Origin of the sequence: Streptomyces asoensis (assembly GCF_013085465.1) — a bacterium.
In the GTDB taxonomy this organism is placed as follows: Bacteria; Actinomycetota; Actinomycetes; order Streptomycetales; family Streptomycetaceae; genus Streptomyces; species Streptomyces cacaoi_A.
In genome coordinates this window covers 5,482,355-5,495,490 of the sequence record NZ_CP049838.1, presented here as the reverse complement: position 1 = coordinate 5,495,490, position 13,136 = coordinate 5,482,355, and the positions used below count along the sequence as shown (strand labels likewise).

The following is a 13,136-nucleotide window of genomic DNA, read 5'->3' as shown; positions in this document are numbered from 1 at the left end:
ATCTCTGCCCTCTCCTTGCAACCTGGCCACCTCCGCCGTGCGTACAGGTCGCGTAGGTCGCGTAGGTCGCAGCCGGCGAAGCGCAACCCCACCGGGAAGACGGCGCACACGGGTTCCAGGCTCCCTCTTTCCTCACGGTGTCGGCTCGCTGCCTGCTCAACCTACTTGCACGACCGAACGGTTGCCCGACCAGGTCGGACGGCCCCCTGCGTCCGGCCACGACCGAGTTCCCGAGCCGAAGGACCGCCCACGTGCCACCGACCCCCGACGTACTTCCCGTACTCCCCGTACTCCCCGCCGGCCACGACTTCGCCACGTACGCCCGGACGCACTGGTCCCGGCTGGTCGTGACCGCTCGGCTGCTCACCGACGACCCCGGTGCCGCGGAGGAACTGGCGCGAAGAACGCTGGTGCGGATGTGCGCTCGGTGGCGACGCGTTCCGCGCAACGACGTGGATTTCCATGTGCGGCGCTGTCTGGTGCGTATCCACCTGCGCGGGCTGCGCGGACGGCGGGCCGCGCGCCGACGGGCCGTTGTGGTGCTGCGGGTCTGGGAGGGGCTGGCGGACGCGGAGATCGCCCAGTTGCTGGGCTGCTCGGTGGGGGCGGTGCGTGCCCGTGCCAGACACGGTCTGAAGGAGGCCGGCACCGACCCCGGGCAGCTGCGCGAGGTGTTCACCCGTGCCGCCCGGGACACCGTCCCGTCCGAGGTGCCGCTGGCCGACCTCCGGGCAGGGGGCCGTATCCGGCGACGCCGCCGCCTTGCCGTGGCCTCGGCCGCCTGCGCGGCGCTGCTCGCACCCGTCGCCCTCCTCGCCGCCGATCGTCTCGGGGGTGGCGGTGCGCAGGACGGGACGTCCGGAGCCCGGCCGGGGGACGGCAGTCATGAGGCCACGAGCCCGATCCGGGTCGTGGCGCCGGGCGAGCGGGTGACCGCCGGGGCGGGGGTACGGATCTGGCTGACGGCCGACGGTGGGCACTGGTCGGTCCCCCTCCCCGGTGACGACAGCGACAGCCCGCTCGACGAACCGGGTGTCTCGCTCCGGCTGGACAGCGTGAACGGCGGGTTCTTCCTGTCGGGCCTCTTCCACGGCCTGAGCGGCGAGCCGGGCCGCGTCGAGGTGAGAACCGGCGCCGGCGGCAGCACCACCGCGAAGGTCCTCGTCCTGGCGGGCAGTCCGGGGTGGGGCATCTGGTACGCGAGCACGCCACTGCCCAGGAAGAACGCGGAGGCGCTCCTCTCCGTGGGCGGGGACGATCGGGTCGTCACGGTGTACGACGCCTCGGGCAGGGTCGCCGCACGGTCGGACCGCGAGTGGTGGCGGATATGAACGTGATCGGGAACAGGGACGGGAACGGGAACAGGGACGGCGATGGGAACAGAAGCGGGGACGGGAACAGGGACGGGGATGGGAACGGAAACGGGAACAGGGACGGCGATGGGAACGGAAACGGGGACGGGAATGGGAACGGAAGCGGGGACGGAAACGGGGACGGGGCGGACAGGCTGCCTCGGCCGGGGCGCGCGGCGCGGCGGCCGAGGAAGGGGATGCTGTCGGGGCGCCGGCACCGTGAGCGCGCGCCGTTGCGGATCCGGTTCCGGCGCAACCGGGGTCGGCGGCTTCGCCGGCTGTGCTACGCCTTCCTCACGCTGCTCGCGACGCTGTGTGCGGCGGCCGTCGTGGCGTACCACCTGACGTCGATTCCGAAGCCACACCCCGAGACCGTCACCCAGAGCACCGTGTTCCTCGACTCGGACGGCGCCTATCTGGGCCGGCGCGGACCGGTCGACCGGCAGGACATCCCGTTGTCCGCGGTCCCCCGGCATGTGCAGGACGCGGTGATCGCCGCGGAGAACCGTTCCTTCCGTACGGACAGCGGGATCTCGCCGCGGGCCATCGCGCGGGCCACGCTGGCGACGCTGACGGGCGGCGACCCGCAGGGCGGCTCCACCATCACCCAGCAGTACGTGAAGAACGCGCTGCTGAGCCCGGAACACTCGTTGGCCCGCAAGGCGCGTGAGGCACTCATCGCGATCAAGCTGGACCGCACCCGCTCCAAGGACGAGATCCTCGAGGGCTATCTCGACACCGTGTACTTCGGGCGGGGTGCCGCCGGGATCCAGTCCGCCGCGCGCAACTACTTCGGCGTGGACGCGAAGAGCCTGACGGTCGCGCAGGGCGCCGCGCTGGCGTCCATCCTCAACATCCCCTCGTACTACGAGAAGGCGGGCTCCGATCCGAAGGTGACCGCGAAGCTGGAGAACCGCTGGGAGTGGGTGCTCGACGCGATGGCCGCGAGCGGAAGCATCACGGCGAAACAGCGGGCCGCGGCGCGTTTCCCGGCGTTCCGGTTCTATCCGCCGGGCGAGACCGAGGGGCAGCGGCAGTACCTGATCGACGTCGCCGCGAAGGAGGCCGCCGACCGGCTCGGCATCACCGAGGACCGGCTCGCGAGCGGCGGCTACAGCGTGACGACCACCTTCGACCTGGCGCTACAGGACAGCGCCACCCAACTGGTACAGAAGCATCCGGGGGGCAAGAAGGGCGTGCGGGTGCACACCGCCGTCGTGGGCATGGTGCCCGGCGACGGAGCGGTGCGGCTGCTGTACGGGGGCTCGGACTATGCGCGGCAGTCGTTCAACGACGCGGTGAGCGGGGCGGTGGAGGCGGGGACGGCCCTGGCACCGTTCAGCGAGGTGGGGCACGCGGGAGAGCCGTTGGGCAAGCTGGTGAAGACGGCGGCGCCGACCCCGCTGAACCTGGCATCGGCGTACGCGACGGTGGCGGCGGACGGCAGGTACGCCACCCCGTACACCGTCGCACGCATCACACGGGAGGGCCGCACCGTCTACCGGGCGCGTCCCGATGCGCGGCAGGTCCTGGACGAGAAGGAGGCGCTGGTGGCGGGCGTGCGATCGGGGGCCGGACCGACGCCCTCCGCCGTCGACGTCGACGCAGGCTCGGCGGAGGCCAAGGGTTTCGCCATCGCCGGGGCGGGGGGCGGGATCACCCGGCGGACCGTGTGGACCACCGGGTACGACGACCGACTCGCCCTGACGGTCGCGCTGTTCGCCGACCGGGCAGGCAGCAGAAAGGGCACGTCGGTGCCCGCCCAGCTGCCGAACGAGCCCTCGCCGACAGAGTTCGCACGGAGCGTGGCGGCGGGGATCTGGGACGCTGCCACCTCGAAGGGCGGGTCGAAGAGTGACGCGGAGAGTGACGCGGAGGGTGACGCGGCGAACTGACGTGGAGCGTGGCGGCGAGCCGGGCCCGGCCCTGATCTTCGAATTGCTGTCAAAGCGCTTCGACGCAACGCGCAGGCAGGGCCTACTTTCCGGTCGCCGTCCAGGGCACCTCGTGTCGGAGGCGGGCGGCGACGGCGAGGGTCGCGACCGCGCCGGCGACGAGCAGGGGGTGTCCGACCAGCCAGGTCTGAACGCCCTCGAACGGGTCGCCTGCGGTCAGCGTCGCGCGTTCGAGCATCCAGGACACCGAGAACACGAGCCCGATGACGGCCACCCCGATGCGGAACGCGGGGTAGACGGTCGTGCGGGCCAGCACGATCAGCGACGGCATGATCAGGGCGACGACGAGCAACTGGGTCAGTTCGATGCCCAGGTTGAAGCCCAGCAGCGTGGTCACGAGGGAGCCGCGGTCGAGGCCGAGGTCGCCGATGAGCGAGGCGAAGGCCAGGCCGTGGACCAGTCCGAAACCGGCCGCGATCAGTACTTCGCCGCGTGCCACCAGCGGCCGTATCGCATGGACCGCGGACACCGCGATCGAGAGGGCGATGAGCGTCTCGACCGGCCGTGACGGTACGTGGACCACTCCCGAGGCCGCCAGGGCGAGGGTGAGCGAGTGGCCCAGGGCGAACGCGGACACGACGTGCACGACGCGTACGAGACCGCGGCGCGGCGATGTGTCCGCGGCGCGCCATCGGCCGCCGGCGGCCACCAGCGGGGCGGGGATGAGCAGCATCAGCAGGAACAGCAGGTGGTCGGCGCCCTCACCGACATGCTCGATGCCGAGCCCCGCTGTGGTGGCGAAGCCCTTCAGCCAGGAACCCTCGTCGGCCGGGACCCGCAAGCTCTTGGTGTCCCAGTCGAGGACGCCGAGTGTCTCGGCGTCGTCCGTCTTCAGGATGCCGCGGTCGAAGTCGTACCGGACGGTGGCGATGACCTTGTGGGTGAGGAGTTCCTCGACGATGACGTCGTAGCGAAGACGGAAGTCGGTGACCTGGCCGTCCGGCGGACGGATGGTGAGCGGGTAGACGAGGTGCGCCGTCCCGTCGATCGTCCGGACCGATCCGGTGCCGAGCGTCGTGGTCCAGGAGGTGCCGTCCTCGCCCACGGCGCTGATGTGCTGCGTGGCGTAGCTCTTGAGGAAGGTCCGGTCCTCGCCCAGCACGCTCGTGCGGGTGAGGTCGCGGTCCACGGCTATCGCCAGGCGGTCGATGGGGAGTTGTATCTCTCCCTCGACCCGGTCGTCACGGATGTCGAGCAGGACGGCCGAGGTGCTCATCGGGTGGGCGCCGGCCGGCGACGCGAGGCCGCCGACCAGCAGGAACGCCGCGAGCAGGAGAGTGGAGAAGAGGCGGCGCACGGACGTCATGTCATTCCCAGCCGTAGTCGGACGTCTCGTCCCGGAAGATCGTGTGCTGGTGGATCTCGTCGGTCGAGGCGCCGGGCTGGTTGGAGAACTCGATCCAGGCGGACGGGCCGTCGAGGCGGACGTACGTCTGGTCGTTGTCGATGGTGGTGCCGCCGCTCCAGCCGATGTACGTCTCGTCGTACTCGGAGACGTACTTGGCCAGGAGCCGTGCCGCGGCCTTCTCGTCCAGGTCGTCGACCCAGGTGCGCAGCATCGCGGTGACCTTCGCCTGCTGCTTCTTGGTGAGGCTGCTGACGAGGACGCCCTCGGGGTCGGTCGGGAAGGGGCCGTCATTGCCCGGGCCGAGGTAGAGGTCGTCGAAGCTGCCGTCGATCTCGGCGGCGGCCAGTTCGTCGGCGGTGAGCGCCTGGACGGCGCCGATGGTGGCGGCCCGCTTGTCGGCGAGCGGGGCGTAGGCCTTGTCGTCGAGGACGAACTCCTCCGGCTCGACCGCGGTCAGGGTGGGTGACATGGTCACGTTGTTCCCGGCGTAGGTGATGTTGTACGCCGCGTGGTGGCCGCCGTACTGGACGGTGAACTCGCCGGTCTTGCTGGGCTGTCCGAAGAAGGAGATGTAGTACCACTCCGCGCCGAAGTTGGCACCGCCGCCACCGCCCGGCCCGCCCGGCCCGCCGCCGGTCCCGTCGGTCGGTGCGCCGGAGGGCGGCGTGCGCGTGGCGGTGGGTGTGGCGGTGGGCGTGGCCGTCGACCCGTCCCCCGTGTCGGACAGCGAGCCGAGGTAGTCGTCCGCCTTGCGGATCTCGACGAGCTCCTCGTAACCCTGCTTGCTGAGCGCCGCCTCCATGACCTTCATGGCCGCCGCGTCCTGTGCGTCGGTGAGGTCCCCCAGCTTGAGGCCGTTGCGCTCGACGACGGGCGTCGGGAAGTTCGACCAGCCGGTCTTCTTCGCCGCGTCGTCGAAGTCGTAGAGGACGGCGTCCTTCTGTTCGTCGGACAGCGTCGCGAGGAAGGCGTTGGCGGCCTTCACGACCTGGGCGGTGTTGGCGCCGCCGGCGCCGGTGCGGGCCGCGGAGGCCGGGACCGCCTGCTTGGCGACCGTGGTCGCCGAGGCGGACCCCGGGTCGAACGCGAGATAGCCGACGGTGCCGAGGGCGACGCTGAGGCACGCGGCGAGCACCACGGGCCGGCGCAGAACGGGGCGGGTGTGGGAGGACATGGGGCTCCTGTGGCGTGAGGTGGTGGGGGCCTCCATCGTGGGAGTGCGGTCTCAGAGCGCGGCCGGAGCCAGTCCGGAATTGGATGAGAAGCGGCTCACAGAACGCTGTGCGACCATGCGCGCATGCCGGAGCGTGTCCTCGTCGCCGACGACGATCGTGCCGTCCGCGAAGCCGTCGAGCGGGCGCTGGAGCTGGAGGGGTACGACGTCGTCACCGCAGGTGACGGTGTGGAGGCCCTGGTCCTGGCCCGCAGGGAGTCCTTCAGCGCGCTCGTCCTCGATGTGATGATGCCGCACATCGACGGTGTGGCCGTGTGCCGTGTGCTGCGCGCCGACGGGGACCGCGTCCCCGTGCTGTTGCTCACCGCACGGGCCGGGATCCCGGACCGGGCGAACGGTCTGGACGCCGGCGCCGACGACTACCTGCCCAAACCCTTCGAGGTGCCCGAACTGCTCGCGCGGCTGAGGGCACTTCTGCGTCGGGCCGTGCTGACGGCATCGCCCGCCTCACCGGCCGAGGAGAGCGAGGGGGCCGAGGAGGGCGGGGAGGGCGAGCGCCCCGGTGACGTGCTGCGGATGGCGTCGTTGCGCGTCTCCCCCGGCATGCGACGTGCATGGTGGGGCGCGGCGGAACTACGGCTGACCAGAACCGAGTTCGACCTGCTGGAGCTTCTGGTGCGCGACGAGGGCCTCGTACTGGACCATGCGGCGATCTACCGAAGCGTCTGGGGTCCTGACGCCGGTGTGGACGCGAAGAACCTCGCCGGATACATCGGCTATCTGCGGCGCAAGCTCACCGATGCCGGAGCACCCGACCTGATCCGCACGGTACGCGGCGTGGGTTACGCGGCGCGGCGGCCATGAGCCTGCGCTCGCGGTTCGCGCTCGCCTTCGCCGCCGTCGGGGCCGCGGTGGCGGTGACGGTCGGTGCGCTGAGCTACCTCGCCGCCTCCGACCGCGTGTTCGCGGAGGTCGACCGGACGCTGCGGTCGACCACCGTGGCCCTGACCCGTGGCATGGAGAAACGCAAGGAGCAGACTCCGGCCGACACGGTCGGCCAAGGCCCCGCCGGCCAGGGCCCGGTCGGTCAGAGCCCCGCCGGCCAAAGCGCCGTCAGTCAGAGCCCCGTCAGCCGGAGCCCCGCTCCCTTTCCCGGACTGGACCTGCCCGCCCCGGGGGGTGAAGCGGCACCGCAGCCGGTCCTCCAGGCCGTGGGCCGGGACGGTACGCCCATCCGCCTGAGCGGCCCGCTGGAGAAGCTGCCGGTGTCCGACGCCGCGCGCGCCCTCGCCGCCTCCGGCGAGGCCGGGCAGTCGGACACCACCGAGATCGACGCGGGCGGCCACAGCTACCGCCTGCTGACGACCGCTCTCGGCGAGAGCCGCGGCGCCCTTCAGGTGGCCGTCCAGGTCGACCAGACCCGCCAGGTGCTGGCCGGCATGGCGCGACAGATCGCGGCGGTCAGTCTGGCGGTCATGCTCGTCGCGGCGGCCGCGGGCCGGCTGCTCGCCGGACGCGTCACCCGACGGCTGGCCCGGCTGGCCGAAGTCGCCGAGGAGGTCAGCACGGACGGCCGGGTCGCGCACGACGCCACGGAACCGGTGGGCGGACGCGACGAGGTCGGGCGGCTGTCCGCGTCCTTCAGCAGGATGCTCGGCCGCATGGTCGCCGCCCGGGAGGCCCAGGAACGGCTGGTGCACGACGCCGCCCACGAGCTGCGGACCCCGCTGACCAGCCTGCTGGCCAACGCCACCGTGCTGCACCGCGTCAGCGAGCTGTCCCCCGACTCCCGCGACCGGCTCCTCGACGACATCCAGCACGAGACGCGCGAACTCGGTCACCTCGTCGACGAACTCGTCGAACTGGCACTGGCAGGCCGCCGCGGGGAGACCGAAGAACCCGTGGCCCTGGCCGAGGTGGCGCGCCGGGCGGCGCGACGCGTGTACCGGCGCACCGGACGCCTGGTCCATGTCGACGCCGACGACTCCGTGGTGCGCGGCAGCTCCCAGGGCCTCGAACGCGCGGTGGGCAATCTGCTGGAGAACGCCGCAAAGTTCGACGCCGACGGCAGCGAGCCCATCGAGGTGCGCATCCGCCAGGGAGCGGTCACCGTCCACGACCGGGGGCCCGGCATCGCCGCCGCCGACACCAGCAGGGTGTTCGACCGCTTCTACCGGGCCGACAGCGCACGCGGTCTGCCCGGCTCCGGACTCGGCCTCGCCATCGTCCACGACGTCGCGGAGGCCCACGGCGGATCCGTGTCGGCGGGTACGCGGCCCGGCGGTGGCGCCGCGGTCGGCTTCACGGTGAGCCGATCACGTCTTCTGCCGGGCTCCGGCCCACGGTCGGAGGCAGCGGCCGCGGACTGACCACACTGCGTCACCCCTGCCTCACCAGCGACACGGGCGGCCCGGCCTGTCCGCGCTCACACCTCCGGGGACGACACCTCAGGGGTGCGGCGCCGGGGGTGGAGCCGTCGGCGTCCGCCGTCGTGACCGTCGCGTGCGGCCGCCGGTGGCGCTCGGCTCCGGCCGACCGCGCGTCTTGCGCGGAGTCGGTGGAGACGGTCCCTCGACGGGCGTCCCGGAGCGGCCGTAGTGGAAGGCCGCGATGCGGTCGCTGTGCTGCGAGTTGAGCAGGTGGATCAGGAGCACCCCGAAGGCGATCATCGCCAGGACCACGATCACGGTCACGAACGTCTGCATGGTCCTCACCTCGCCATCGGTCGGTACGGCAGCGCGGCGGTGACGGCCGGGATGCGTGGACGTGCGGCCCGGGCGCGGGCCTCATGTCCCCCTTCGGAGTCCCAGACCGCTTCCACGGCCCGGTCGGACTCGGACACCGTCCGCAGACGCGCGGCCTGCTCCATCAGCCGGCTCGCGGTCGAGGTGCCCAGGGGGTCGCTCGCGGCGGCCATCAGCCAGGCGGCCGAGGCGGGATCCGTGCGCGGCGGGACCACCAGGAGGTTCCAGCGGCCCATGCGGTAGGAGAGCAGCAGCAGTTCGTGCGGATCCTGCTCGGCCAGGAACCAGCCCACCTTCACCACATGCCCGGCGACGGGCACCTTGCGCGGCACGGCCGGCCAGTGGGTGGGATTCACCGTGACCCGGGTGATCCGCCCCCACAACGGCTCCAGCGCGGCTGTCAGAGACGGGAGTTCCGCCACCAGATCGCGGGAACGGGGCCACCAGGCGCCGTCCAGGAGAGCCGGCGCGGGACCGGAGGGAGCGAGCGACAGACGGAGGGAGGACGAGGAGGACCGGTCTTCGGCTTCGAGTGTCGGCGAGAGGGTAATGGTCGCAGTCATGACGCGAACCCTGCCCCGGGCCGGTGATGACCGGCCCGGCATAGTGAATCGCCGAAAACGACACGAGCGTGAAAGCCGGTGCGCGAAATATCCTCGGTGATTTCAGGCTACTCCTCGGTCAAGCCGAACGGACCGTGCGGCCGAACGGACCGTGCGGCCGCACGGCCCTCCGCCGCGTGCCCACGCGGCCCGTCCGCGGGTCGCTGTCAGGAGTGATCGTCTGCCGCAGCTGCCATGAACACCTGTGCGGCATGCTCGGTGGTGTCCGGAGGGACGACCAGCAGATCCCAGCGCCCTTGGCCGGGCGCGAGCAGGACGACGGTGTCCGGGTCGGATGCCGTCACGGTTCTGCGCAGTCGTACGACCTGGTTGCAGACGAGTGTCCGGCCGGGCGTCGCGGACCACTTCGACCCGCTGAAGGTGACGCTGGTGATCTGGCCCCACTCGGGCGGCAGTCCGCCCAGGAGACGGGGGAGCTCGGCGAGCAGGTCGTAGGAGCGGGGCCACCAGGCGCCGTCGATGGGGCGTGGCATGGTGCCGCGGGGCGCCAGGCTCAGGCGGAGGAGGGGGTGGGAGGGGAGCGGGGGCTGAAGTGCGGTGGTCATATCTGCTCCTGTCGGCTGCCGAGGGTGCGGCCCGCAGGACACGTCGACCCTGCGTGGGGACGGAAGTGTCGTCGCGGGGGCGGAGCGGTCAGCTGCTCCTGCCGTCCGCGGTCGGCTGTCCGCGCGAGCCGCCGCCTTCGCGCCTGGGGGGAGAGCCGCCGGTTTCGTCACAGGCGAAGAACCAGCGAAGCGCGTCGGCGGCCTGCCGGGCGACTGCCGGGTACGACGACACCCTCGGCGCGGCCGAGGAACGATCGGACAGGTGTGCGGCTTCGGCGGCCATAAGGCGGAACCTGCCTCGAGCGCGAAGCACCCGGTGTGGTCGAACCAGGAGGACGAGACCGGCCTGAACGCCGGTGTACGGAGGATCCTCGCTCCCCCAAGCTACTCCCCCGCGCCCCGGAAGGACGGGGGTCGACACGGGTCCGTGACGCGGCCCGCTCCGGCACCTCGGGCCGGGGCCTGTCTCGCGCCACCGTCGGCGGCGTCCCCGGGTCCGTCGGCCGATATCGGGCCGACGGAGGACCACCGGTCCCTTCGATCATGCCGATCCCGTTCGTGGCTCGGGAGGCGCGGGTACTCGGGGGCCGCACAGCACATCGGACAGGGCCGAGGCGATCGTCATGACAGACAACATCACCAGCAAGCAAGCGAGCAGCACCGGCTCGGGCGACCGGCCGGGTACGGGCGTGAGCACGCTGAAGGGCCGTACCGGAGCCGGGGCTCCGGCGGAGACCCGGGGCAGGACCTCCATCGCGGACGGTGTGGTGGCCAAGATCGCGGGCATGGCCACCCGTGAGGTGCCGGGCATCCACAATCTCGGCGGAGGCATGGCCCGCGCCTTCGGCGCCATGCGGGAACGTGTCCCCGGCGGTGGCGGAGGCGGAGGCGCCACGCGAGGAGTGAAGGTCGAGGTCGGCGAGCGGCAGGCCGCCGTCGACCTGAACATCGTCGTCGAGTACGGCGTCTCCATCGTCGACGTGACGGGTGACGTGCGCTCCAACGTCATCGGCTCGGTGGAGCGGATGACGGGCCTGGAGGTCGTCGAGGTCAACATCGCCGTCGACGACGTCCATCTTCCCGACGAGGAGGAGGAAGAGCAGCCCGAAGCGGGTGAGAACCGCGTGAGGTGAACCGCCGATCCCTGCGGTGGTCGTCGTGCGAGAGATCCTGTGGGATGGACGGCAGAGGCCGTGGCAACGCTGATTCGGCCGAGCGGCTGCGTCGGGAGTTCGTGTGCACAGACCTTTCCTGCGGATCCACCGGCGCATCCGTCCCGGGCGACGCAGCGCTCCGGGACGGCACGGCCCTCCTGGGTGGGGCCGCTCGGAGGGATTCGGTGAGGAGCTCCTCGGGGCCCTGCTGGACCAGGGCCACGAGGTTCCGCCCCATCTCCTCGGTGTGCTCATCGCGGAGGCGGTGGGCAGGCTCGGCGGCCGGGAGACCTCGGTCTTCCTGTTGGACTACGGCCAGGTGTGGCTGGTGCCCCTGCCGCTCGCCGGTCTGACGGCCGGCGATCCGCAGCCGATCGAGGACTCCGACGCCGGCCGTGCCTTCCAGGCCGTTCGTCGCGTCGAAGTGCCGCGGGCGGACGGTGTCCGCGTCTACCTGCCCCTCCAGGACGGCGGAGACCAGGTGGGCATCATGGCCGTCACCCTGGACCGGGTGGTGGAGGACGACCGGCGGCTGCTGCGCCGGATCGCCGCTCTGGTGGCCGACACGCTGATGGCCAAGCACGGGTACACCGATCTCTTCTTCCGGGCCCGGCGCAGCGAACCGATGAGTGTGGCGGCGGAGATCCAGTGGGCGCTGCTGCCGCCGCTGGCGATGTCCACGCCGCGGATCAGCCTGGCCGGGGTGCTGGAGCCCGCCTACGACGTGGCCGGCGACAGCTTCGACTACGCCCTCAACGGCGATCTGCTGCACGTGACCATGGTCGACGCGATGGGCCACGGCCTGGACGCCGCCACGATGGCCACGGTGGCCATCGGCGCCTACCGGCACGCACGGCGGATCAGCGTCGGGCTGGCGGAGATCTACGCGTTCATGGACCGCGCCGTCGCCGAGCAGTTCGGCCCCGACCACTTCGTGACCGCTCAGATGATGCGGCTCGACACGGCGACGGGCCGCTTCCAGTGGGTCAACGCGGGGCATCCGGCTCCGCTGCTGATCCGCGGGCACCGCGTCGTGCGGCGGCTGCGCGGCCCGACGACGCTCCCCGTCGGCTTCGGCGGTCGCGAACCCCTGGTCAGTGAGCTGGACCTCGATCGCGGGGACCGGATCATGTGCTTCACGGACGGACTGGTCGAGGAGCACCTTGCGGGCGGTGTGGAGTTCGGCGAGGAACAGCTCATCCGCTGGGTGGACCGCGTCGAACGGACGGCGCAGCAGGTCCCGGCCGTGGCCCGGTCCCTCTCCCACGCGCTCAGGCTGGCGCGGGGCGGCATCACGACGGACGACGCGTCCCTGCTGCTGCTCGAGTGGCGCGGTCCCGGCTGACCCGGGGCGCGGCCTGCCGCGCGCCTGCACGGGTGGAGACTTCAGGGGGTGAGCTGCTGGTGTCCTATGACGGAGAGGAGCTCGAGCTTTCCCTGGCTTTCCGTGCCGGGGCGGGCGGTCATGACCACGAGGGTCTGGGCGCGGTTCTCGGTGAACAGGACCTGGGCGTCGACGTCGATGCGGCCGAGGTCGGGGTGGAGGATCGTCTTGCTGTCGCGGTAGCGCTGGGCGACTTCCTGGAGTTCCCACACGTCGGCGAACTCGGGGCTGCGTTCGTGGAGTTCGGTGATGATCCGGGTGGCCCGGGGGTCTCCGCTGCCGACCGTGAGCGCGGCCCGTAGGCGGGCTGCCTGGGCGCGGCTGTGGCGGGGGTGGTCCTCCTCGGGGTACACCAGCCGCTCGGCGGGGTCGGTGAACCAGCGGTAGTAGGCGCTGCGGGCCAGTCCGGTGTGGCGCGTCTGGTCGCCGAGCAGGGCTACGGCGATCGGGTTCATCGCGAGGGTGTCGGCCATGTCGGACAGCACCAGGGCCGGGGTGTCGTCGTTCAGTCGCTCCAGGACCCGCATGAGGGCTGGGCTGACGTGCTCGGAACGCTGGAAGCGGGCGGGGGCGTTGTGGCCGATGAGGGCGAAGAGGTGGTCGCGTTCGTCCGGTGTCAGCCGTAGGGCCCGGGCCAGGGCCGTGGTGATCTGGAGGGACGGTTGCGGCGCGCGCTGCTGTTCCAGGCGGGCGTAGTAGTCGGTGGACATGCCGGCGAGCTGGGCGACCTCCTCGCGGCGCAGCCCCTGGGTGCGCCGCCGCGGGCCCTCGACCAGTCCGACGTCGCGGGGGCGCAGCGTCTCGCGCCGTCGACGCAGGAACTCCGCCAGCTCTTTCCTGTCCATGCCCTCCATCGT

General features: G+C 71.9%; 12 protein-coding genes. 6 read left to right on the top strand and 6 right to left on the bottom strand.

Going from position 1 to position 13,136, the window contains the following annotated elements; genetic code table 11:
- Positions 1-251: 251 nt before the first annotated feature.
- Positions 252-1,331: a sigma factor-like helix-turn-helix DNA-binding protein gene (locus G9272_RS24580; protein ID WP_253267928.1), complete on the top strand. Its 1,080-nt coding sequence runs from the start codon at positions 252-254 to the stop codon at positions 1,329-1,331.
- A 218-nt stretch (positions 1,332-1,549) separates the two neighbouring features.
- Positions 1,550-3,247, top strand: coding sequence for a transglycosylase domain-containing protein (locus G9272_RS24575; protein WP_171398569.1), 1,698 nt, complete (start codon positions 1,550-1,552; stop codon positions 3,245-3,247).
- A gap of 82 nt (positions 3,248-3,329) precedes the next feature.
- On the opposite strand, the gene G9272_RS24570 is transcribed toward G9272_RS24575, so the two are convergent.
- A complete protein-coding gene (locus G9272_RS24570; RefSeq protein ID WP_171398568.1) occupies positions 3,330-4,613 on the bottom strand; it encodes a HupE/UreJ family protein in 1,284 nt (427 codons plus the stop codon).
- Position 4,614: 1 nt separating this feature from the next.
- Positions 4,615-5,829 carry a DUF3500 domain-containing protein gene (locus G9272_RS24565; protein ID WP_171398567.1) on the bottom strand — a complete coding sequence of 405 codons (1,215 nt, stop codon included), beginning with the start codon at positions 5,827-5,829 and terminating at the stop codon, positions 4,615-4,617.
- A 123-nt stretch (positions 5,830-5,952) separates the two neighbouring features.
- Here G9272_RS24565 and G9272_RS24560 point away from each other — a divergent pair, with 123 nt between their 5' ends.
- Together G9272_RS24560 and G9272_RS24555 are read left to right on the top strand one after the other, a co-directional pair.
- Positions 5,953-6,693, top strand: coding sequence for a response regulator transcription factor (locus tag G9272_RS24560; protein ID WP_171398566.1), 741 nt, complete (start codon positions 5,953-5,955; stop codon positions 6,691-6,693).
- Positions 6,690-8,198 carry an ATP-binding protein gene (locus G9272_RS24555; RefSeq protein ID WP_171398565.1) on the top strand — a complete coding sequence of 503 codons (1,509 nt, stop codon included), beginning with the start codon at positions 6,690-6,692 and terminating at the stop codon, positions 8,196-8,198. The genes G9272_RS24560 and G9272_RS24555 overlap by 4 nt, the downstream gene beginning before the upstream one ends.
- A 78-nt stretch (positions 8,199-8,276) precedes the next feature.
- On the opposite strand, the gene G9272_RS24550 is transcribed toward G9272_RS24555, so the two are convergent.
- The 3 genes from G9272_RS24550 to G9272_RS24540 form a co-directional block, all read right to left on the bottom strand.
- On the bottom strand, positions 8,277-8,534 hold the full coding sequence (locus G9272_RS24550; RefSeq protein WP_253267927.1) for a hypothetical protein: 258 nt from the start codon (positions 8,532-8,534) through the stop codon (positions 8,277-8,279).
- A gap of 5 nt (positions 8,535-8,539) precedes the next feature.
- The gene (locus G9272_RS24545; protein ID WP_171398564.1) at positions 8,540-9,136 is read right to left on the bottom strand and encodes a DUF5994 family protein; all 597 of its coding nucleotides are present in this window, start codon (positions 9,134-9,136) and stop codon (positions 8,540-8,542) included.
- A gap of 206 nt (positions 9,137-9,342) precedes the next feature.
- Positions 9,343-9,741: a DUF5994 family protein gene (locus G9272_RS24540; protein ID WP_171398563.1), complete on the bottom strand. Its 399-nt coding sequence runs from the start codon at positions 9,739-9,741 to the stop codon at positions 9,343-9,345.
- A 623-nt stretch (positions 9,742-10,364) separates the two neighbouring features.
- Here G9272_RS24540 and G9272_RS24535 point away from each other — a divergent pair.
- Complete coding sequence (locus G9272_RS24535; protein ID WP_171398562.1) at positions 10,365-10,874, top strand: Asp23/Gls24 family envelope stress response protein; 510 nt, start codon at positions 10,365-10,367, stop codon at positions 10,872-10,874.
- Between the two features lie 136 nt (positions 10,875-11,010).
- The gene (locus G9272_RS24530; protein WP_171402152.1) at positions 11,011-12,240 is read left to right on the top strand and encodes a PP2C family protein-serine/threonine phosphatase; all 1,230 of its coding nucleotides are present in this window, start codon (positions 11,011-11,013) and stop codon (positions 12,238-12,240) included.
- Between the two features lie 41 nt (positions 12,241-12,281).
- Here G9272_RS24530 and G9272_RS24525 read toward each other — a convergent pair whose 3' ends face one another.
- Complete coding sequence (locus G9272_RS24525; RefSeq protein ID WP_171398561.1) at positions 12,282-13,124, bottom strand: helix-turn-helix transcriptional regulator; 843 nt, start codon at positions 13,122-13,124, stop codon at positions 12,282-12,284.
- Positions 13,125-13,136: the final 12 nt, after the last annotated feature.